Annotated in this window: 20 protein-coding genes; 9 read left to right on the top strand and 11 right to left on the bottom strand. The window is 68.3% G+C overall.

From position 1 onward, the window contains the following. Positions 1–111 precede the first annotated feature (111 nt). Positions 112–1,122, bottom strand: coding sequence for a type I glyceraldehyde-3-phosphate dehydrogenase (gene gap, locus LDO27_RS15660; protein WP_222208454.1), 1,011 nt, complete (start codon positions 1,120–1,122; stop codon positions 112–114). Positions 1,123–1,214: 92 nt separating this feature from the next. Then, positions 1,215–3,245, bottom strand: a complete 2,031-nt coding sequence (tkt, locus tag LDO27_RS15655; RefSeq protein ID WP_224042656.1) for a transketolase — start codon at positions 3,243–3,245, stop codon at positions 1,215–1,217. 85 nt (positions 3,246–3,330) lie between these two features. Between tkt and LDO27_RS15650 the strand changes: the two genes are divergently transcribed. From LDO27_RS15650 to LDO27_RS15635, 4 genes are all read left to right on the top strand, one after another. After that, positions 3,331–4,209, top strand: coding sequence for a spermine/spermidine synthase domain-containing protein (locus LDO27_RS15650; RefSeq protein WP_224042655.1), 879 nt, complete (start codon positions 3,331–3,333; stop codon positions 4,207–4,209). 71 nt (positions 4,210–4,280) lie between these two features. Continuing rightward, positions 4,281–4,712 carry a VOC family protein gene (locus tag LDO27_RS15645; protein ID WP_224042654.1) on the top strand — a complete coding sequence of 144 codons (432 nt, stop codon included), beginning with the start codon at positions 4,281–4,283 and terminating at the stop codon, positions 4,710–4,712. 35 nt (positions 4,713–4,747) lie between these two features. Beyond that, positions 4,748–5,503, top strand: a complete 756-nt coding sequence (locus LDO27_RS15640) for a 16S rRNA (uracil(1498)-N(3))-methyltransferase (protein WP_224042653.1) — start codon at positions 4,748–4,750, stop codon at positions 5,501–5,503. Between the two features lie 52 nt (positions 5,504–5,555). After that, positions 5,556–6,104 (top strand): YidB family protein, encoded by a 549-nt coding sequence (locus tag LDO27_RS15635; RefSeq protein ID WP_224042651.1) that lies wholly within the window; start codon positions 5,556–5,558, stop codon positions 6,102–6,104. A gap of 73 nt (positions 6,105–6,177) precedes the next feature. On the opposite strand, the gene LDO27_RS15630 is transcribed toward LDO27_RS15635, so the two are convergent. From LDO27_RS15630 to LDO27_RS15620, 3 genes are all read right to left on the bottom strand, one after another. Further along, positions 6,178–6,783, bottom strand: a complete 606-nt coding sequence (locus LDO27_RS15630; protein WP_222208466.1) for a barstar family protein — start codon at positions 6,781–6,783, stop codon at positions 6,178–6,180. Further along, entirely contained in the window at positions 6,780–7,151 is a 372-nt protein-coding gene (locus LDO27_RS15625; protein ID WP_222208647.1) for a ribonuclease domain-containing protein, read from the bottom strand. Before LDO27_RS15625 ends, LDO27_RS15630 begins: the two co-directional genes overlap by 4 nt. Positions 7,152–7,527: 376 nt before the next feature. Then, complete coding sequence (locus tag LDO27_RS15620; protein WP_222208468.1) at positions 7,528–9,855, bottom strand: NADP-dependent malic enzyme; 2,328 nt, start codon at positions 9,853–9,855, stop codon at positions 7,528–7,530. A 284-nt stretch (positions 9,856–10,139) separates the two neighbouring features. Between LDO27_RS15620 and thiL the strand changes: the two genes are divergently transcribed. From thiL to LDO27_RS15605, 3 genes are all read left to right on the top strand, one after another. After that, complete coding sequence (thiL, locus tag LDO27_RS15615; RefSeq protein WP_224042649.1) at positions 10,140–11,114, top strand: thiamine-phosphate kinase; 975 nt, start codon at positions 10,140–10,142, stop codon at positions 11,112–11,114. A gap of 147 nt (positions 11,115–11,261) precedes the next feature. After that, the gene (locus LDO27_RS15610) at positions 11,262–11,828 is read left to right on the top strand and encodes a phosphatidylglycerophosphatase A family protein (protein WP_222208472.1); all 567 of its coding nucleotides are present in this window, start codon (positions 11,262–11,264) and stop codon (positions 11,826–11,828) included. 142 nt (positions 11,829–11,970) lie between these two features. Continuing rightward, positions 11,971–12,468, top strand: coding sequence for a CinA family protein (locus LDO27_RS15605; RefSeq protein WP_222208474.1), 498 nt, complete (start codon positions 11,971–11,973; stop codon positions 12,466–12,468). Positions 12,469–12,490: 22 nt separating this feature from the next. Here the strand turns inward: LDO27_RS15605 and pyrF are convergent, their stop codons facing one another. Next, on the bottom strand, positions 12,491–13,309 hold the full coding sequence (gene pyrF / locus LDO27_RS15600) for an orotidine-5'-phosphate decarboxylase (RefSeq protein ID WP_224042647.1): 819 nt from the start codon (positions 13,307–13,309) through the stop codon (positions 12,491–12,493). A gap of 236 nt (positions 13,310–13,545) precedes the next feature. Between pyrF and LDO27_RS15595 the strand changes: the two genes are divergently transcribed. Together LDO27_RS15595 and corA are read left to right on the top strand one after the other, a co-directional pair. Next, a complete protein-coding gene (locus tag LDO27_RS15595) occupies positions 13,546–14,436 on the top strand; it encodes a DMT family transporter (RefSeq protein ID WP_222208477.1) in 891 nt (296 codons plus the stop codon). A 526-nt stretch (positions 14,437–14,962) separates the two neighbouring features. Further along, positions 14,963–15,925 (top strand): magnesium/cobalt transporter CorA, encoded by a 963-nt coding sequence (gene corA, locus LDO27_RS15590; protein ID WP_222208479.1) that lies wholly within the window; start codon positions 14,963–14,965, stop codon positions 15,923–15,925. An 18-nt stretch (positions 15,926–15,943) separates the two neighbouring features. On the opposite strand, the gene mtgA is transcribed toward corA, so the two are convergent. From mtgA to fabG, 5 genes are all read right to left on the bottom strand, one after another. Then, a complete protein-coding gene (gene mtgA, locus LDO27_RS15585; protein WP_222208649.1) occupies positions 15,944–16,645 on the bottom strand; it encodes a monofunctional biosynthetic peptidoglycan transglycosylase in 702 nt (233 codons plus the stop codon). Positions 16,646–16,764: 119 nt separating this feature from the next. Beyond that, positions 16,765–17,652 (bottom strand): shikimate dehydrogenase, encoded by an 888-nt coding sequence (aroE, locus tag LDO27_RS15580; protein WP_224042646.1) that lies wholly within the window; start codon positions 17,650–17,652, stop codon positions 16,765–16,767. After that, positions 17,649–18,518: an energy transducer TonB gene (locus tag LDO27_RS15575; protein WP_222208651.1), complete on the bottom strand. Its 870-nt coding sequence runs from the start codon at positions 18,516–18,518 to the stop codon at positions 17,649–17,651. Before LDO27_RS15575 ends, aroE begins: the two co-directional genes overlap by 4 nt. Before the next feature lie 166 nt (positions 18,519–18,684). Continuing rightward, positions 18,685–20,808, bottom strand: coding sequence for a ribonuclease catalytic domain-containing protein (locus LDO27_RS15570; protein ID WP_224042644.1), 2,124 nt, complete (start codon positions 20,806–20,808; stop codon positions 18,685–18,687). 189 nt (positions 20,809–20,997) lie between these two features. Next, positions 20,998–21,738 (bottom strand): 3-oxoacyl-ACP reductase FabG, encoded by a 741-nt coding sequence (gene fabG, locus LDO27_RS15565; protein WP_222208485.1) that lies wholly within the window; start codon positions 21,736–21,738, stop codon positions 20,998–21,000. Positions 21,739–21,769 lie beyond the last annotated feature (31 nt).

Below are 21,769 nucleotides of genomic sequence, written 5' to 3'. Positions count from 1 at the left end.
ACCGCGGTCCTCTTCCCTTCATTTTTGTCGTTCGCGCCTTGCCAGCAAAGAAAAACGGCACTTTGCGAGGATCGCAAAGTGCCGCTCTAGTGGCTTATTGCCCGCGAGGCGTTACTTCGCGTTCATCAGTGCCACGGTGGTATCGAGCATGCGGTTCGAGAAGCCCCACTCGTTGTCGTACCAGCTGGACACCTTCACCAGCGTGCCCGACACCTTGGTCAGCGTCGCGTCGAAGGTCGACGAGGCCGGGTTGTGGTTGAAGTCGACCGACACCAGCGGCGCCGTGTTGTAGTCCAGGATGCCCTTCAGTTCGCCGTCGGCGGCAGCCTTCAGGATGCCGTTGACTTCGTCCACGGTGGTTTCGCGGGCGGCGACGAACGACAGGTCGACCAGCGACACGTTGATCGTCGGCACGCGGATGGCGAAGCCGTCCAGCTTGCCGTTCAGCTCGGGCAGCACCAGGCCGACCGCCGCGGCGGCGCCGGTCTTGGTCGGGATCATCGACATCGTGGCCGAACGGGCGCGGCGCAGGTCTTCGTGATAGACGTCGGTCAGCACCTGGTCGTTGGTGTAGGCGTGGACAGTGGTCATCAGGCCCGACACGACGCCCAGCTTGTCGTGCAGCGGCTTGACCAGCGGCGCCAGGCAGTTGGTGGTGCACGAAGCGTTGGAGATGACCGTGTCGCTCGCCTTGAGGACCTGGTGGTTCACGCCGTACACGACGGTGGCGTCCACATCCTTGCCGCCAGGGGCCGAGATGATGACCTTCTTGGCGCCGCCGGCCAGGTGGGCCGACGCCTTTTCCTTGGTGGTGAAGAAGCCGGTGCACTCCATCACGACGTCCACGCCCAGTTCGCCCCAGGGCAGCTCGGCCGGATTGCGGTTGGCCAGCACGCGGATCTTGTCGCCGTTGACGATCATGTAGTCGCCGTCCACCGTGACCGTGCCCGGGAACTTGCCGTGGGCGGTGTCGTACTGGGTCAGGTGAGCGTTGGTCTTGGCATCGCCGAGGTCGTTGATCGCCACGATCTCGATGTCATGCTTCTTGCCGCCTTCGTAGTGGGCGCGCAGCACGTTGCGGCCGATACGGCCATAGCCGTTGATGGCAACCTTGATGGTCATGGTACGTCTCCTGAACTAGAGGAAAAAAATACGGTTGGCCGCGGGAGCCGCCGGCGCGAAGTCCGCCGGCCCCACGCGCTACGAATTCGGCTTCAGATCACGCTTTTCACGGTGTTCGCCACGTTCTCGACGGTGAACCCGAAATGCTTGAACAATACGCCAGCCGGGGCGGACTCGCCGAAGGTGTCGATGCCGACCACGGCCTGCACCTGGTACTTCCACCAGAAGTCCGTCACGCCCGCTTCGACCGCCACGCGCGGCACGCCGGCCGGCAGCACCGCGGCCTTGTAGGCGGCGTCCTGCTTGTCGAACACGGTGGTCGACGGCACCGACACCACGCGCACGTGCACGCCCTCGGCGGCCAGCTGCTCGGCGGCGCCCACCGCGAGGCCCACTTCCGAGCCGGTGGCGACGATCACCGCGTCGGGGCGGCGGGTCTTCGGGTTGCTGCCATCGCGCAGCACATAGCCGCCGCGCTTGATATTGGCGCGGGTGGCATCGTCGCGGCGCTGGAACGGCAGGTTCTGGCGGCTGAAGATCAGGCAGCTCGGGCCGTTCTGGCGGCGGATCGCCTCGGCCCAGGCCACGGCCGTTTCCGTGGTGTCGGCGGTACGCCAGACGTCCATGTTCGGAATCAGGCGCAGGCTGGCGACATGCTCGATCGACTGGTGCGTCGGGCCGTCCTCGCCCAGGCCGATCGAGTCGTGCGTGAAGACGAACAGCGAGCGGATCTTCATCAGCGCGGCCATGCGCAGCGCATTGCGGCTGTAGTCCGAGAACGTCAGGAACGTGCCGCCGTAGGGAATGTAGCCCCCATGCAGCGTGATGCCGTTCATCATGGCGCTCATGCCGAACTCGCGCACGCCGTAGTTGATGTGGTTGCCCCACGCATCGTGGCGCACCGCCTTGCTGCCGGACCAGTTGGTCAGGTTCGAGCCGGTCAGGTCGGCCGAGCCGCCGAGGAATTCGGGCAGCACCGGGCCCAGGGCCTCGATGGTGTTCTGGCTGGCCTTGCGGGTGGCGATGGTCTCGGCCTTTTCCTCGCACTTGGCGATGAAGGCGTCGACCGCGGCGTCGAACGCACCCGGCAGTTCCCCGCGCATGCGGCGCTCGAACTCGCCGGCCTCGTAGGCATAGCGCTCGGAGTAGGCCTCGAATAGCGCAGTCCACGCCTTTTCCAGCGCGCCGCCATTGCCCTTGGCATCCCAGGCCGTGTAGACCTCTTCCGGCAGCTCGAACGGCTCGTGCGCCCAGCCCAGCGCCTCGCGCGTGGCGAGGATTTCCGCGCCGCCCAGCGGCGCGCCGTGCACGTCATGGCCGCCCGCCTTGTTGGGCGAACCCTTGCCGATCACGGTGCGGCAGCAGATCAGGGTCGGCTTGTCGCTGGCCTTGGCCTGGGCGATCGCGGCATCCACGGCGTTCACGTCATGGCCGTCGACCGCGCGGATCACGTTCCAGCCATAGGCCTCGAAGCGCTTGGGCGTGTCGTCGGCGAACCAGTGTTCGACGTCGCCGTCGATCGAGATGCCGTTGTCGTCCCACAGCGCGATCAGCTTGTTCAGCTTGAGCGTACCGGCGAGCGAGCAGGCCTCGTGGCTGATGCCTTCCATCAGGCAGCCGTCGCCCATGAACACGTAGGTGTGGTGGTTGACGATGTCGAAGCCGGGGCGGTTGAACTCCTCGCCCAGCAGCCGCTCGGCGAGCGCCATGCCGACCGCGTTGGTGATGCCCTGGCCCAGCGGGCCGGTGGTGGTCTCCACGCCCGGGGTGATCGCGTATTCCGGGTGGCCGGCTGTCTTGCTGTGCAGCTGGCGGAAGTTCTTCAGTTCGGCGACCGGCAGGTCGTAGCCGGTCAGGTGCAGCAGCGCGTACAGCAGCATCGAGCCATGGCCGTTGGACAGCACGAAGCGGTCGCGGTCGGCCCACTGCGGATTCGCCGGGTTATGCTTCAGATGGCGGCTCCACAGGGCCACGGCGATATCCGCCATGCCCATCGGCATGCCGGGATGGCCGGAATTGGCCTGCTGGACGGCGTCCATGGCAAGGACGCGGATCGCATTGGCCATCATCTGGGCGGGTTGCGAGGCGTAGGGGCTGGTGGCGGGATGGGCGAGGACGGACATGCGGCGGGAACCTGGCGGCGGGAAAACCGCAATTTTAGCAGAACAAGGTAGCAAAACCGGTCCAGCTTACCCGGCCGACGGCGCATTGCAATGGGCCGAATGGCTGGTCCCCGGCGCCGCCGCCACGCTCGCGGACATCCGGCTGCTGGCGTCCGTGCGAACGCCGCACCAGCACATCGAAATCGGCGAGAGCGCGCTGTTCGGCCGCATCTTCCGGCTTGATGGCCGCATCATGAGCACAGAAGCGGACGGCTACATCCAGCATGAGCTGATGGTGCACCCGATGGCGCTGGCCCACGGGGCGCCGGCCTGCGCGCTGGTGGTGGGCGGCGGCGACGGCGCCTCGGCGCGCGAACTGCTGCGCATGCCGGGCATGCGGGAAGTGGTGGTGGCCGAACTGGACGCCGGGGTGATCGCGCTGGCGCGCACCTGGCTCGGCGGCCTGCACGGCGGCGCGTTCGACGATCCGCGCGTCGCCGTGGAGATCGGCGACGCGCTGGCGACGATGCAACGATTCGCCGCGCAGGACCGCCGTTTCGACCTGATCGTGTTCGACCTGACCGAAGCCGACGACGGCGGCCCCGCCTCGGCGCTGTTCGAGACGGCCGGCCTGCATGCGGCGCGGCGGTGCCTTGCGCCCGGCGGCGCGCTGTCGCTGCACCTCGGCCCGCCCTGGCACCGGCCGCGCACCGCGGCGCTGCTGCTGGAACGGCTGCGCGGGCACTTCACCCTGGTGCAGCCGCTCACCGCCTATGTTCCCGCGTACGGTGCGCTGTGGGCCATCGCCATCGCCAGCGATACGGTCGATGTGCGCGGCGCGTGCCCGCAGTCGCTCGCGCGACGGCTGGCCGACTGGGACATGCAGCAGGCGCTGCGTTGCTACCACCCGGGCCTGCACCAGGCGCTGTTCGCCCTGCCGCTGCATCTGCACGCCGCACTGGGCGAAGGCCCACCGCGCCCGTGATATTCTCGCCGGCACCGGACCGGCCGCATGCAAGCGCCGCCACGCCGGGTTTCCAGCCCAAGGAGACGACCATGACCCGCCCCGCCAATACCCCGTGGCTGACGCCCTACCTGACCGTGGGCAATGGACGCAGCGCCATCGAGTTCTATAGCAGCGCGTTCGGTTTCACGCTGGGAAATCTTGTCGACGAGAACGGCGTGCCCACTCATGCCGAGATGCACTACCAGGGCGAACTGGTGGTGATGTTCGCGCCCGAAGGCGCCTGGGGCAGCACCGCGCGCACGCCGCGGTCGATGGGCGTCGAATGCCCGCAGACGTTCTACCTGTACTGCGCCGACGTGGACGCCATGCACGAGCGCGCCGTCGCGGCAGGGGCGATCAGCCTGATGCAGCCCGCCGACCAGTTCTGGGGCGACCGCTACTGCATGGTCGAGGATCCGGACGGGTATCGCTGGGGCTTCGCCCGGCCGCTGGCGGCCGGCGCCGCCGCGCCTCGGTCCTGAGCACGCCTTTTCTTCAGCAAGGTCTTTCGCAACAGATGCCTCCCCGCTTTTTTGTCGATACGGCCATCCAGGCCGATATCGAGATGCCGCTGCCCGAACGGGTGGTGCGCCACGCCCAGGTGTTGCGGCTCGCGCCCGGCGATGCCATCACGCTGTTCGACGGCCGCGGCGGCAGCCATGCCGCCACGCTGCTCGACATGGGCAAGCGCCATGCCGTCGCCCGCGTCGGCAGCCACGATGCGGGCGAATCGGAATTGCCGTTCCGTGTCACGCTGGCCCAGGGCCTGGCCGGCGGCGACAAGATGGATTGGCTGATCGAGAAGGCGGTCGAACTGGGCGTGAGCGCGGTGCAGCCGCTGCAGACGGCGCGCGCCGTGGTGCGCCTGAACGCCGAACGCGCCGAGAAGCGGCACGCGCACTGGCGGGCGCTGGTCGAGGCGGCCTGCGAACAATGCGGCCGCAACCGCTTGCCCCACGTCGCGCCCGCGACTAACTTGGAAACCTGGCTTGCACGCGAAGGCGGGGCCGCTACGGAGGGCGGCCTGCGTCTGCTGGTTTCGCCGCGCGCCACCGAATCGCTGGTCGCGGTGGTGGAGCGCCAACGTCCGGGCATCCTGGCCGGGGGCGTCACGCTGCTGATCGGCCCCGAGGGCGGCCTCGCCCCCGACGAGGAAGAGGCCGCGCTGCGCCAGGGCTTCACGGCGGTGTCGCTCGGCCCGCGCATCCTGCGCACGGAGACCGCCGGGCTTGCCTGCCTGGCGGCCCTGAACGCGCTGCTGGGCGGATTCTGAGATTCACCGGCCGACGGTTCGCGCCGGGCAACCCTTCGACAAGGAGTCGATCGTGGGCATTCTCGATAACGTACTGGGCGGTGTGCTGGGACAACTCGGTCAAGGCCAGCCAGGCCAACCGGGGGGTGCCGCGGGCGGGCTGGATCCGAAGATGATGCTGGCCCTCGGCCTGCTGGCGATGCTGGCGATGCGCGGGCGCGGCGGCAATCCGCAGCGCGACATGGCGGGCGACGCCGACGCGGCGGCCCAGCCGGGCGGGCTCGATCTGGGCGCGCTGCTGGGCGGGCTGCTCGGCGGCCAGGGCGGCGCGGCGGGCAACGCCCAGGCGGTCGGCATGGCCGCGGGCGGCCTTGGGGCGCTGCGCGATGTCCTCGCCGATGCCGGCCTCGGGGAACAGATCCAGTCGTGGATCGGCACGGGAGCCAATCGCCCGGTGTCGCCCGCCGCGCTGAGCCACGCGCTGCAGGGCACCGGCGCCCTCGAGTCGCTGGCGGGCAGTACCGGCATGTCCGAGCAGGACGTGGCGGCGCAGCTGAGCGAGGGACTGCCCGAGCTGGTCGACCAGATGACGCCGCAGGGCCAACTGCCGCCCGCGGCCTAGCGGCCACGGCCGCTTGAAAAAGCAAAAGGCCCGTTGAACGGGCCTTTTGCATGGATGGAGCGGGAGCGCCGTATCAGGCGAACGAGTAGAAGACGCGGAACTGCACCTTGCGCTCGGCCCAGAACTCCGCCGCGTCACGGAAAACGTCGAGCAGCGTTTCGCGGGCTTCCTTGTCGAACTTCTGCGCACACGGCAAGCCCTCGAGGACGATGACGAAGCCGGGCTGGGCGCCGGACTTGTGGATCATGTCGGTCAGGCAATCGGCCAGCGCGTCGAAGTTCTTGCCGAAATGCTTCGGGAACAGGAACTCGGTTGCGATGGTTTCCAGCACCTCGCCCTTGGTCGCGCAGTTGACGCAGTTGGCGTAGAGAAAATGCTGGCCGAGATCGGCGGCGGCTTGCGCCAGCTCCGGCACTCGGAATGCGCGGATCGATTGGACGATGTTCGGACGCACCGTCTTGAACAAATTCATGGCGGCCTCGGGGCTGCCGACCGTGTCCACCGGGGGTACCGGAGCGGAGGCGGGTGGCAGTTTGTGCGCGACCTCGTAGCGGGGCATCATCAGCACACTGTCATAAAGGTTCTGGGCCTGTTGCTGGGCCCGCTGCCAGCCATCTCCGGCGCCGCGTTCTTCACGGGCGGCAAGGGCGTCGCCCAGTCCGAAAATGTCAGTCATCATTTGGATATCCGTTTGAAGCTGTTGTAGTGGTCTTCCGTGTAATAGCAGTCGCTCGTCGCGCGCTCTTCGCCGCCGCAAACGATGCGTTTCGCTCCCCGATTCCGGCTCCTTGGTGTCTTGACCGTGTATTCACGGTAGTAGCCCCGTGACCGCCTGGGCAAGATGCGTTCATAGTTGCCGAACCTGGAGCCATCCTTCGCATAGGGAAACGGGCCGCCGGCCTCGATCCGCTGTAGCGTCTGCTGCGCTTCGTTGGGCAACTGCTGCACCGCAATGGTTCCCAGCGTGGCGGCCGGATCGAACTCCGGAGCCTGACGGGCGTGACCCGTCTGGGCCAGAGCGGCCGTCATGGCCAGGCCGGCCAGCATGCTGGTCAGGCCTCGCGCCTTGCGGCGCGGCGGGATCATCGGCAATGCACGCTGCACAACATGCGTCAGGGAAATCTCGAAACCCACGTCGTCTTGTCTGATTGAGCCGGAATCTGCCCCGGATCGGGCGGCAACTCGACATGAATTGGCGCGCCGGGGGCGTTGGCTCCGACAGCCGCAAGACTGCCGAGCGCATGCACTAAAGGCGGTAGGTTACGCGGAAGCGGGGTATTAATCAATCCCCGGCATTGTTACGGCCCGAAAAGTCCTGTGATTTCAATGGATTACGCGGATGTGTGCGCATACTAACCCGCGCGCCCGCGCGCAAAAAAAGCCGGGGCGGACCCCGGCTTGCATGGTGCGGACGGCGAAGTTCTCAGCGCTTGGCGGCGGCCGCGTCGACGACGACCAGCGAGGTCATGTTGACGATACGGCGCACCGTGGCGGACGGCGTCAGGATATGCACCGGCGCCTTCACGCCGAGCAGGATCGGCCCGATGGCCACGTTGTTGCCGGCGGCGACCTTCAGCAGGTTGTACGAGATGTTGGCGGCGTCGATATTCGGGCACACCAGCAGATTGGCCTCGTCCTTCAGCGCACTGTCCGGCACGAGCTGATCGCGCAGCTTCTGGTCCAGCGCCGAGTCGCCATGCATTTCGCCATCGACTTCCAGGTCCGGCGCCCGCTCGCGCAGGATCGCCAGCGTGTCGCGCATCTTCTGCGCCGACGGCGCTTCGGACGAACCGAAGTTCGAATGGGACACGAGCGCGACCTTGGGTTCGATGCCGAAGCGCTTCAGTTCCTCGGCGGCCATGATCGTGATCTCGGCCAGTTGCGCCGCGGTCGGGTCCACGTTCACGTGGGTATCGACCAGGAATATCTGGCGGCCCGGCAGCACCAGGCCGTTCATCGCCGCATAGACCTCGTTGGTGCCGCCCAGCACCTGGTCGATATAGCGCAGATGCGCGGCGGTGTTGGAGACCGTGCCGCAGATCATGCCGTCTGCCTCGCCGCACTTCATCAGCATCGCGCCGATCAGCGTGGTACGGCGGCGCATTTCCAGCTTGGCGTACTGGGGCGTCACGCCCTGGCGCGCCATCATGCGGTAGTACGCGTCGGAATAGGCGCGGAAGCGCTCGTCGTGCTCGGGATTGACCACGGTGAAGTCCACGCCCGGGCGCAGCCGCAGGCCGAAGCGCTCGATGCGGTGCGTCAGCACGGCCGGCCGGCCGATCAAGATCGGGTTGGCCAGCTTCTCGTCGACGATCACCTGCACCGCGCGCAGCACGCGCTCTTCCTCGCCCTCGGCGAAGACGATGCGCTTGGTCTCCATCGGAACCTTGCGCGCCGCGGCATAGATGGGCTTCATCAGCGTGCCCGAGTGGTACACGAACTGCTGCAGCTGCAGGCGGTAGGCGTCCATGTCCTCGATCGGACGCGTGGCGACGCCGGACTTCATCGCGGCCTCGGCCACGGCCGGCGCGATCTTGACGATCAGGCGCGGGTCGAACGGCTTGGGAATCAGGTATTCCGGGCCGAACGACAGGTCCTGGATGCCATAGGCGGTGGCGACGATGTCGCTCTGCTCCTGGCGCGCCAGTTCCGCCACGGCGTGGGCGGCGGCGATTTCCATCTCGCGCGTGATGGTGGTCGCGCCCACATCCAGCGCACCGCGGAAGATGAACGGGAAGCACAGGACGTTGTTGACCTGGTTCGGGTAGTCGGTGCGGCCGGTGGCCATCACCGCGTCCGGGCGCACTTCCTTGACCAGCTCCGGCATGATTTCCGGATTCGGATTGGCCAGCGCCAGCACCAGCGGGCGGTCGGCCATGCGCTGCACCATGTCCTGCTTGAGCACGCCGGCGGCCGACAGGCCGAGGAAGATGTCGGCGCCGTCGATCACCTCGGCGAGCTTGCGCTTGTCGGTCTTCTGCGCGAAGCGGGCCTTCTCCGGATCCATCAGCTCGGTGCGGCCTTCGTAGACCACGCCGGCCAGATCGGTCACCCAGATGTTCTGCAGCGGCAGGCCGAGGTCGACCAGCAGGTCCAGGCACGCCAGGGCCGCGGCGCCGGCGCCGGAGGCGACCAGCTTCACGTCCTTGATGTCCTTGCCGACCACCTTCAGGCCATTGATGACGGCCGCGCCGACCACGATCGCCGTGCCGTGCTGGTCGTCGTGGAAGACGGGAATCTTCATCCGCTCGCGCAGCTTGCGCTCGACGTAGAAGCACTCGGGGGCCTTGATGTCCTCGAGATTGATGCCGCCGAACGTCGGTTCGAGCGACGCGATGATCTCGACCAGCTTCTCGGGGTCCTTCTCGTCGATCTCGATATCGAACACGTCGATGCCGGCGAACTTCTTGAACAAACCTGCCTTGCCCTCCATCACCGGCTTGGACGCCGCCGGGCCGATATCGCCCAGGCCCAGCACGGCGGTGCCGTTGGTGACCACGCCGACCAGGTTGCCGCGGGCGGTGTAGCGGAAGGAATTGGCGGGATCGGCGACGATCTCCTCGCACGCGGCGGCGACGCCGGGCGAGTACGCGAGCGCCAGGTCGCGCTGGTTCGACAGCGGCTTGGTCGGCGTGACGGAGATTTTGCCGGGGGTCGGAAACTCGTGATATTCGAGGGCGGCCTTGCGCAGCGCCTCACGCTGCTGCTGCTTCAGTTCTTCTTGGGATGTGGGCTGCTGAGGACTGGTCATCTGCGCATCTTCCGGTCTGTGGAGCCGCATGAATATGACGGGGAACGATGGGGCGGGCCGGCTCCACGGTCCCGCTATCTCTTCCTTGGAAGCCCCGAATTTTATATTGTGAAAAATTATTTCACAATAAGCGTTTTGCTTGGGGCACCTTTGCGTTTCGGTACAATATGCCGCACCCGGCGGACGAAGGCCAGCATGGCCGCGTGCGCCGCCTCGCCTCGCGGGCGACCTTCGTTCCTCCCCTGCCCGCCCCGGGCCGCCTTCCGCTTTACGACCCGCCCAGCATGTCCGATTCCGCCAGCGCCGCGCTTTCCGAGTTCGATCTGATCCACCGGTTCTTCACGCGACCGGTGCGCAAGGCCGCGCTCGGCGTCGGCGACGACTGCGCGCTGATCGAGGCCCGGCCGGGCCACCAGCTTGCCATCAGCACCGACATGCTGGTCAGCGGCCGGCATTTCTTCCCCGACGTCGACCCGCACGCGCTCGGGCACAAGGCGCTGGCGGTGAACTTGTCCGATCTCGCCGCGATGGGCGCCGAGCCGCGCGCGTTCACGCTGGCGCTGGCGCTGCCGGACGCGCAGGCCGACTGGCTGGGCGAATTCGCCGCCGGCATGCTGGCGCTGGCCGATGCGCACGGCTGCGAACTGGTCGGCGGCGATACCACACGCGGGCCGCTGACGATCTGTGTCACCGTGTTCGGCGACGTGCCGGCGCATGCCGCGCTGCGGCGCGACGCCGCGCGGCCCGGCGACGACCTGTGGGTATCCGGCACGCTGGGCGACGCCCGCCTCGCGCTGGGCGACTGCCGCGGCGAATGGCTGTTGCCCGAGCCCGACTTCAGCCAGGTCCGCCCGCGCATGGACATGCCGACGCCGCGCGTGGCGCTGGGCCTGGCGTTGCGCGGCGTCGCCCATGCCGCGCTGGATCTCTCCGACGGGCTGGTCGGCGACCTGGGCCACATCCTGGCGCGCTCGCAGATCGGCGCCATCGTCGACGTCGACGCGCTGCCGCGCTCGCCCGTGCTGTCGCGCCAGCCGGCGGCATGCCAGCTGGACTGCGTGCTGGCGGGCGGCGACGACTACGAGCTGTGCTTCACCGCCCCGGCCGGCGCGCGCGAAGCCGTCGCGGAGATCGGCGCGCGCCTGGGCCTGGCGCTGTCGCGCGTGGGGTCCATTACGCCGGAGCCGGGCCTGAGGCTGACCGATGGCCGGGGCGATCCCGTCGCCTACACGGGCCGCAGTTTCGATCATTTCGCCTGACCCTGACAGCGCGCCGGCGGCATGTCATGATGCCGGCATGCCAGGCGGCAACAACAGGGAGCACCGGATCCGGCCAACGCGCAGCCCATGCCGATCCGACGCAGCCCGCCGCCCTGGGCGCATACCGATAAACCACGAGCCACCCTGATGTCCGCCTATCCCCCCGGGCCCGCACCGCGCGATCCCGCCCTGACGCTCGACGCCGGCCAGACCGCGCGAGTGACCCGCCCGTCCGCCCGCTTCATGCTGTCGCACCCCGCCCGCCTGATCGCCTTCGGCTTCGGCTCCGGCCTGTCGCCGATCGGGCCCGGCACGGTCGGCACGTTGTACGGCTGGCTGCTGTTCGTTGTCATTTCGATCTGGGTCCCCGACGCGAACTGGCTGTGGATCATCGCGGGCGGCTTCGTGCTGGGCCTGTGGGCCTGCGCGCGTACCGCGCGCGACATGGGCGTGTCGGACCACGGCAGCATGGTGTGGGACGAGATCGTCGCCTTCTGGATCGTGCTGGCGCTGGTGATGCCCACCGGTTTCTGGGGCCAGTTCGCCGCCTTCCTGTGGTTTCGCCTGTTCGACATCGCCAAGCCCGCGCCGATCGGCCACTACGACCGCACGCTCAAGGGCCCGGGCCTGCGCGGCAGCTTCGGCGTGATGTTCGACGATGTGATCGCGGCCTTCTACACGTTGCTGGTGTTCGCGCTGTGGCGGTCGTTCTGACGCGCGGCGGCCTTCGATCGTCTATCCATCGTCAATAGACGTCAACGACCGCACATACGACCGACGCCGACGCGCGCCACCATCCCGCCACCGCCCCACCCGTCCGCCCTGAACCGCGACCCACCACGGAGAGCCCGCCACCATGTCCGTCAGCCGCTTGCTCGACCAGCTCGCCATTCAGGCCGGCATCACGCTCAAGGAAAAATCGCTGCTGCTGGCCACGGCGGAGTCATGCACCGGCGGGCTCGTCGCGGCCGCCATCACCGATATCGCGGGCTCGTCGGCGTGGTTCGAGCGAGGCTTCGTCACCTACTCGAACGACGCCAAGACGACCATGCTGGGCGTGCCGGCCAGGCTGATCCGCGATCATGGCGCGGTCAGCGAGGAGGTGGCTCACGCCATGGCCGAAGGCGCGCTGCTGAACAGCCGCGCCCAGGTGGCGCTGGCCGTCACCGGCATCGCCGGTCCGAGCGGCGGCACGGCGGAGAAACCGGTGGGCATGGTCTGCTTCGGCTGGAGCAACCGCATCACCACGCTGGTGGAGACCCAGCGCTTCAAGGGCGACCGCGCCCAGATCCGCCGCCAGGCGGCCGAGCACGCAATGCGCGGCCTGCTGGAGCTGATCCGCAACGAGGCCTGAGCGGCCCCGCGCGCCGCCGCGGTCAGCCGCGGCGGAAGCGGTTGATGGTGTCGCGGGTCTGCAGCGCCGCCTCGCGCGCCGCGGCGGCGAAGTCCTTTTCCCGGCTCGCGTACAGGATCGCGCGCGACGAATTGATCATCATGCCGGTGCCGTCGGCAGTGCGCCCGGCCCGCACGGTCGCCTCGATATCGCCGCCCTGGGCGCCGATGCCGGGAATCAGCAGCGGCATGTCGCCCACGATCTCGCGCACCTTGGCGATTTCGTTCGGGAACGTCGCACCCACCACCAGTCCCAGCTGCCCCGTCGTGTTCCAGCGCTGGGCCGCCTGCTCGGCCACGATCTGGTAGACCGGCTTGCCATCGACCTGCAGGAACTGCACGTCGGAGCCGCCCGGGTTCGACGTGCGGCACAGCATGATCACGCCCCGCTCGGGAAAGTCCAGGTACGGCTGCACGGAATCGAAGCCCATGTAGGGGCTGACCGTGACGGCGTCGGCCTTGTAGCGCTCGAAGGCCTCGCTGGCATAGTGCTGCGCGGTCGAGCCGATGTCGCCGCGCTTGGCGTCCAGGATGACCGGAATGCCGGGATGGGCATCGTGGATGTAGTGGATCAGCTGTTCGAGCTGGTCCTCGGCGCGCTGCGAGGCGAAGTACGCGATCTGCGGCTTGAAGGCGCAGACCAGGTCCGCGGTGGCGTCGACGATCTCGCGGCAGAACGAGAAGATCGCGCCGCCGGTGCCGGTCATCGACAGCGGCAGCTTGCCCGGGTCCGGGTCGAGCCCCACGCACAGAAGGGAATCGTTGCGCTGCCAGGCTGCAGCTAGCTGCTCGGTGAAGGTCATGGATGACTCGATAGAAAGAGGGTTCGGCGTGCCTGGCGATGCTGGGCGGCGCTCGCCGCAACGGCGCATGCCGGGGCGCCGGGGGGTCCGCCCCGGCGGGCGACGATGGCGGGCGGCAAACCCAGGGCGGCCACGGCGGACGGATTTCGTTCCCGCCGATTTTACCCGCTGCGTGCTATCTTTCCGCGACTTTCCTCGATACAAAGAGCGGCACTGCACACAGCCGCCCTCCCGCCATGTCCTTCGATCGCCGCAACCTGACCCTGCTCGTCTTCCTGACCATTGCCTGGGGCATCAACTGGCCCATCATGAAGATCGGCGTGGCGCAATTTCCGCCGCTGGGCTTTCGCCTGCTGTGCATGGCCGGCGGCGTGGCGGCGCTGGGCCTGGCGCTGCGCGTCAAGGGCGTGTCGCTGCGCGTGCCGCGCGAGACCTGGCCCACCATCGTCAGGCTGGCCATCCCCAACATGGTGATCTGGCATCTGCTGGCCATCGGCGCGGTCAAGATGCTGTCCTCGGGCCGCGCCGCGATCCTGGGCTACACCATGCCGATCTGGGCGGTGGTCTGGGGCCTGCTGCTGTTCCGCGAGCGCATTCACCTGTCGGCATGGGTCGGCATCCTGTGCGCGCTGGCGGGCACGCTGCTGCTGATGTCCAGCGAGATCGGCGCGCTCACCGGCAGCCCGCTGGGCACCGTGATGATGCTGGCGGCGGCCGCCGGCTGGGGCTATGGCACTCAGCTGATGAAGCGCACGGCGATCGATATCTCGCTCGGCGCGCTGACCTTCTGGATGCTCGTGGTGGCGCTGCCCTTCCTGTTCGCCGGCACGCTGCTGTTCGAGTCGGGCTGGCGCATGCCGAACGCGGCCGAATGGGCCGCCATCGCCTACAACGCGGTGGTGGTGTTCGCCTTCTGCCACCTCGTCTGGTTCTCGCTGGCGCGCAGCCTGCCGCCGGTGGTATCGAGCCTGTCGATCATGTTCATCCCGGTGGTCGGCGTGTTCTCCGGCATGTGGATGCTGGGCGAGCAGCCGCACTGGCAGGACTATGCCGCCATCGTGCTGATGTTCGCGGCGCTGTCGTCGGTGCTGCTGGTGCCGCTGCTGCGCCGGCGACCGGACGCGTGAGGCCCACGGCGACCGCGGCCGTGCCTCCGAGATTTCACTTAACAAGGCCGCACCGTTTGGGCTACACTCGCGGCCATCAATAATCCCGGAGAAATTACGTGGGCAGTAGCATCGGGTGTTCGAGTTGCCGCGGCATCGCCGCGACGTCTACGAATGCCATGTCACTGCGGGCTGCGTAGCGACGATTGCCGGGAACCGGTTCTCTTTTTCCGTGTTCCCCTCGTCGGACTTGCCCGCAGCACACTGCGGGCGAGTGTTCTTCCGTACTGCCACCGGCGGCCATCCGAGCCCGCCGCGTCGTTTCGGACTTTCCCTCTCCCGGCTTGCCAGCCATGAACGGCAAACGCCATCGCCTTGTATCCGCCCGTGCGGGCCCGGTCCGCACCCACCGGCATACAGCGCGATCACGCTTGCCAGCGGCTCCCGGCCTTCGCGCTCGACCCCGTCGCTGCGCGAAGGGTGGGTCCGCCTGCGCCGCAAGCCGTGCTGCCACGTATCTTCGCAGAACGGCATAAGGAATCCAGGGATGATCAACCTGTTCGTCCTGCAGAAGGGCCGGCTTGCGCAGGAGCAAGTCGACGACCGCAACGAGCTGCTGCAGCACAAGCCCATCTGGATCGACGTGGTCGATCCGGACGACGAAGAACTCGCGTGGATCAAGGAGGCGTACAACGTCGTACTGCCCGAGCTCGAGGACCTGGGCGACCTCGAGGCGTCCGCCCGCTATTTCGAGGGCGAGGACGAGAACATCCATATCCGCACCGATTTCCTGCTGGCCGAGGACGAGGTCTCGCGCAACGTGCGCGTGGCCTTCGTGCTGACGCGGGACGTGCTGTTCTCCATCCATGACGAGGACCTGCCGGTGTTCCGGCTGGTACGGCTGCGCGCCCGCATGCGCCCGGGATCGGTGCGCAACGCCAAGGACGTGCTGATGGACCTGTACGCCACCGACGCGGAGTACTCGGCCGATTCCATCGAGGAAATCTACGAGCGGCTGGAAGAAGCCAGCCGGCGCGTGCTGGCGGAGAACGTCACCGACGCGGCCGCCGCCGATGTGCTCGAAACCATCGCGCGCGAGGAAGACTTGAACGGCCGCATCCGCCGCAACGTGATGGACACGCGCCGCGCGGTGTCCTTCCTGATGCGCAGCCAGCTGCTGTCGGCCGAGCAGCAGGACGAGGCGCGCCAGATCCTGCGCGATATCGATTCCATCGAGAACCACACCGCGTTCCTGTTCGACAAGATCAACTTCCTGATGGACGCGACCGTCGGTTTCATCAACATCAACCAGAACAAGATCATCAAGCTGTTCTCGGTGGTGTCGGTGGCCTTGATGCCGCCTACGCTGATCGCCAGCGTCTACGGCATGAACTTCAAGTTCATGCCCGAGCTGGACTGGGCCGCGGGCTATCCGTGGGCCATCGTGCTGATGGCGGTATCCGCGGCGATTCCGCTGGTCTATTTCCGCCGCAAGGGCTGGCTCAGCTGAGCGAGCCCGCCGGCCGGCTCAGTCCGGCAGCGTGGCCGAGCCCATGCGGCGGGCGATGATGCCGGCCTTGGCGCGGAAGTTGATCCGCACGTAGGTGCAGTAGGGCTTCTTGTCGAAGCATTTCGGCGCCGGCAGCGCCGCCGCCAGCCGCGCCGACTGGCCCACGCTGAGCTTGCCCGCACTGGTCTTGAAGTAGTGCCGCGCGGCGGCCTCGGCGCCGAAAATGCCCTCGCCCCACTCCACCGAATTCAGGTAGATCTCGAAGATGCGCTGCTTGTCGAGCCAGAACTCGAGCATCCATGTGATGGCCAGCTCCTGCGCCTTGCGCAGGTAGTGCTGCTCCGGCGACAGGAACAGGTTCTTGGCCAGCTGCTGCGTGATGGTGGAACCGCCGCGCACGATATGGCCGCGCCGCTTGTTGCGCTCCCACGCCTCCAGCATCGAGTCGACGTCGTAGCCCGGATGGTTGACGAAGTCGGCGTCCTCGCTGGCGATCACCGCGCGCTTGAGGTTGCGCGAGATGGATTCGTAGGGCACCCATTCGCGCTCGATGCCGCAGCTCCAGACGTTGACCCCGCACAGGCGCCAGCGCTCGGCGCGCATGAACGAGGTGGACGATGGATCCACCACCTGCCACGCGGCGATCTGCAGGAAGAAGTAAAGCTGCATGGCCAGCACGCCCGCCACGAGGCACCCCAGCAGATACGCCGGCCAGCGCAGCAGCCGGTTGCCCGCGCGCGAGGCGGGGCGGGCGGTGCCGGAACGGTTGGCGCGTTTGCGGTTGGCCAAGACGGGCTCGGGGAAACGGGCGGGACGAAGGAAGCGCAGCGGACGAAGGCCTAGCTGCCGGCTCCAGCCTGCAGCGCCGCGCGCAGTTCCGCCAGCACGGGGCCCGTATCGGGTCGCACGCCGCGCCAGTTGTAGAAGGCCTCGGCCGCCTGCTCGACCAGCATGCCCAGGCCGTCGCTGGTGCGCGCGCCATGGCTCGCCGCATGCCGCAGGAACACCGTGGGCTCGGCGCCGTACATCATGTCGTAGGCCAGCACGCCTTCGCCGAGCAGCAGCGCCGGCACCGGTGGCACCTCGCCCTGCAGGCTGCCGGCGGTGGCGTTGATCACCACGTCGCAGACGTCCTCCTCGGTGAGCGCGGCCAGCGCCTCGAAGCCGCCGCCCCACAGCTCCACGCCGTGCTCGTTGGCCGCCTCGGCGAACTCCTCGAGCATGTCGCTGGCGCGGCTGGCGGTGCGGTTGGCGACCACGATGCGGTCGGGACCGCAGGCAATCAGCGGCAGCATCGCGCCCATCGCGGCGCCGCCGGCGCCCAGCAGCAGGATGCGCGCGCCTTCCAGCGGCGTGCCCAGATGGTCCTCGAGATCGCGCACCAGACCGATGCCGTCGGTATTGTCGCCATGGATCAGCCCATCCTCGATCCACATCGTATTGACCGCGCCCGCGGCTTCCGCGCGCGGGGTCAGGCGGTCGGCCAGTGCGCACGCCTCGACCTTGAACGGCGTGGTCACGTTCAGGCCGTGGCCCCCGCCGGCGAAGAACTCGCGCACTGCATCGGCGAAGCCGTCCAGCGGGGCCAGCAGGCGGCCGTACTGCACGGCCTCGCCGGTCTGCCGCGCGAAGGCGGCGTGGATGTCCGGGGAGCGGCTATGGGCGACGGGATTGCCCACCACCACATAGCGGTCGGGCTCTTGCGTAGGCGCGGAAGGGGAGGTCATCGGGCTTGCAGGCGGGTTTCGAGGCCGCTGCGGGAAAATTTGAACGTGGAAATTACTTCGAGGATGTCGTAGCGCGCCTGCATCTCGGGCGTGAAAGCACCGAACGGCGCGGCGGCGCGCACGATGGCCACCGCCTGGCGGTCCAGCGCCGGATCGCCGGAGCTCTTGACCAGGTCGATGGCATCGACGTTGTAGCCATCGCGGTTATAGCCGAGCTTGCCCTGCCGATTGACGTTGATCACGAGAATGAGCTGGCCGTAGAGCGGCTTGCCGTCGCGACGCGGGAAGTCCGTGGTGCCGCGCGCCTCGATCTTCTTGCGCAGGCGGTCGTAATACTGGGCGTAGACCGCTTCCTGCGCGCTCGTGGCGGTCAGCTGATGGCGCTTGGGCCGCTTGGCGTAGTGCTCGAGGTTGCGGCCGATCTCGGCTTCCAGCCGGGCGATCTCGTCCAGCGCCGTGCGCGCATCCTGCCCGCGCGTCGGGCTCTCCAGGCGCTGTTCGCCGGGCCGGATGGGCTGCGTGCGCACCGCCGGCGCGGGCTCGTGCGACTGGGTCAGCAGGCGGCGCTGTTCCTGCTCGAGCTGCTCGACGCGCCGCTGCACCTGGCGCATCAGGTCGCCCTCGCGCGGCACCACCTGCGCCGGCAGCGGCGTGGTGGCGCGCTGCTGGTCATGGTCGCCGCCGCCATCGAGATTGGCCTGCGCCATCACGGTCGGCTGGCGCGGCGCCGTGGCCGACTTGCCGTTGACCAGCACCACGTCCAGCGCCGGATCGGTACGCTTGATCTCGAACGTCTCGGGGGCCACGACACGCACCGTCAGCAGCAGCGCGTGCGCGACCAGCGAGATGGCGAGCGCCCGGGCCATCGTGCTGCTGGCATGCCACCACTGGCGGGGAGCGAAAACGGCTTTCACGATGGGCGGATGGATGGACGGGTCGGGACAGCTGGGCGCGCGGCACGGGACGCCGGGCCGGCATGGCCCCGCGAACAGTGTGCGATTGTAAGGGAGCGCTGCGCTTTTCCGAAGCGCTTCAGGCGTGCCCGGCCGGGCCGCTGTCGCGCGCGCCCGACGGGGCGTCGCCCGCGGCCGGCCCGGTGCCAGCGCCCTCGCCGTCCGGCTGCGCGGCGGCCACCGCCTGCTCCTCGGCGATCTCCTCGGCGGCGACATCGGCAGCGGCCTCGGCGGATATCTCGGCGACCTCCTCGTCGCTCTCCTCGCCGGCCGCCAGCTCTTCCTCCGGCAACTCGCCCTCGCCGGCGAACACTTCCAGCACGCGGCAGGACACTTCCAGCGAGATCTCGTCGGTCGATGCGATCTCCAGCAGCACCTGCGTGCCGCGCTGGGCCTGCGCGAGCTCGGGCACGCGCGTGACCAGCGGAATCTCGGCAAAGCGCACCGCGCCGTCCTTGAGCACCGTGGCTACCATGCGCTCGCGGTTTTCCTGCTGCAGCCAGCGCAGGCACCAGTAGCGCTCCATCGTGGACTGGTGCTCGGCGTAGGCGGCGTAGGTACCCTCGAAGTCGGCCACCGCCGCCAGCAGGTCGGCGTCCTTGGGCTTGAACGGCGCCACCAGCTTGGCGGTCACGCCATGCTGGGCCACCGCGAGGATCTGCCACTGGTTGACCAGATCGACATAGCGGCGCAACGGCGAGGTGCTCCACGCATACTGCGCCACGCCCAGACCCTCGTGCGGAGCGGGATAGGTCTGCATGCGGGTGCGGTTCATGCCCCACGCCTTCTGCGTGCGGTAGATGCCCGGCACGCCGTGGTCGGCCAGCAGCTTGCCCCAGGTGCTGTTGGCCAGGATCATCAGCTCGGCGACGATCTTGTCCAGCGGCGAGCCGCGATGGCGCTGCTCGATGCGCACGCGCTCGCCGCCGTCGGGCAGCGCGTCCAGATAGAAGCTGTAGTCGGCGCGGTTGTGCGATTCCGGCCGCAGGCCGCTGGCCATGCGCGCCTTCTGGCGCTCGTCGTACAGGAAGCCGGCGAAGCGCCACAGGTGCGCCAGCGCGTCGCGGAACGGGTAGTCCCCCGTGCCTTCGGCCAGCGCGGTCTCGGTGATGACGTCTTCGAGCAGGTTGTGGCGCAGGTTGGCCGCGATATTGACCAGCTCGGCGCGGGTCTCGCTGGCGAGAATCAGCTGCGCCTCGGGATCGTAGGTGACGTACAGCGACAGCGCCGGGCACAGCCGCCCCTCCTGCAGCGTGTAGCGCTGCACCACCGGGTCCGGCAGCATCGTGATCTTGTCGCCGGGGAAATACACCGTGGACAGGCGCTGGCGCGCGATCGCGTCCAGCGCGTCGCCGCGGCGCATGCCCAGCGCGGGCGCGGCGATATGCACGCCCACGCGGATCTTGCCGCCATCGAGCGGCGTGACCGAGAGCGCATCGTCGATCTCGGTGGTGGTCACATCGTCGATCGAGAACGCCTCGACCTCGGCCACCGGCAGGTCCCCGGCGGGCTCCGGCACGGTGACCTCAGGAAAGCCGGTTCCCTTGGGGAAGCACTCGGACAGGAACTTCGCTTCGTGCAGCGCGCGCGCGCTGGCGATGCCGCCCACCGCCACCATCAGCCGCATCGGCGACATGCCCAGCGCGGTGCAGGCGGCGTCCAGCGCCTTGTATTCGAGGCTGTTCTTGTCGGGCTTGAACAGCAGTTGCAGCGCCTTGCCGCGGAACGCCTCGGGCAGCGTGCGGGCCTTGAGCTGGCTCTCGTATTCGGCCTGCACCAGCGCCTGCTGGCGCTTGCGCTCCAGCGCCGCCAGCGCGGCCTTGAGCTGGTCCTCCGGCGCGCGCTGATAGCGCCCGCGCCCCTTGCGGCGGAAATAGACGGGATTGCCATGCAGCGTCATCGCGAGCGCCGCCTGCTGGACCACGCTGGCGCCCGCGCCGTAGTACTCCGCGGCCAGGTCGCCGAAGCCGAACTCGTCTTCGGGCGCGCACTCCCACAGGAATTCCAGGTCGATGTCGGCGGACAGGCCTGCGGTCTCGTTGACCAGTTCGGCGGCCGAGGGCTGCGCGAACTGCAGCAGCACATCGCGCGACTTGACCTTGGTGCGCTTGCCCGCGGGCAGCTCCACCTGGTAAGCCTCGCCCTGCTGGGTCAGCACGGTGCCGGCGCGAATTTCGCCGCCTTCCTCGAACAGCAACTGCATGGATAGACTTTCAGAATGGCCGGGAATCGCGACCCCGGGTGCATGCGCCGCAGCGGTCGGCGCGGCATGGGGATCGGCCCGGATCAGGGACAGGATGCGAGGGCCGCCGGCTGGCGGCCAGGCCACAGATCATACCGTACCACGCCAGCGGCCGCCCCGGATCGGGCGCCACCGTGGGTACGTTCGCGCTCACAGCGACATGCCGCCGCTCGCCTCGATCGCGGCGCCATTGACGTAGCTCGCGTCGTCGCTGGCGAGGAACGCGTAGATGCTGGCGATCTCGGCCGGCTCGGCCAGACGCCGCAGCCAGCACGACGACTTCATGCCGTCGAGCACCTTCTCTGGCACGGTCTGCAGGATCTCGGTGGCGACGAAACCGGGGCACACGGCGTTGACCCGCACGCCCTTGGGGCCGAGTTCCCGCGCCCAGGTCTTGGTCATGCCGATCACGCCGAACTTGGTGGCCGCATAGTTGGTCTGGCCGAAATTGCCATACAGGCCGACCACGCTGGACGCGTTCAGGATCACCCCGCGGCCCTGCTCGGTCATGATGCCGGCCACCGCCTGGGCACAGTGGAAGACGCCCTTCAGGTTGACGTCGACCACCGCGTCGAACTGCGCCTCGGTCATCTTCGCGAGACGCGCATCCTTGGTGATGCCGGCGTTGTTGACGAGGATGTCGATGCGGCCGTGGGCGGCCACGGCGGCGGCCACCATGGCGTCCACCTCCTCCCGCCGCGTCACGTCGACCTTGAAGGCCGACACCGTGGCGCCCGCGGCGGCAAGCGTCGCCGCCGCCTCGCGCACGCGCGCTTCCTGCACGTCGCATAGCACCACGATGGCGCCCTCGGCGGCAAAGCGCTGTGCCGTGGCAAACCCGATGCCGGCCGCCGCGCCGGTGATGATGGCAACACGTCCCTGTAGTTTCATGGTGATGGTCTTTCGTGGGTGGGTTTGTCGC

It is taken from the genome of Cupriavidus respiraculi (genome assembly GCF_914271545.1).
GTDB classification, from domain to species: Bacteria; Pseudomonadota; Gammaproteobacteria; order Burkholderiales; family Burkholderiaceae; genus Cupriavidus; species Cupriavidus respiraculi.
Note: the sequence above shows the minus strand (reverse complement) of the source record. Positions and strands in the feature narration are given on the sequence as shown.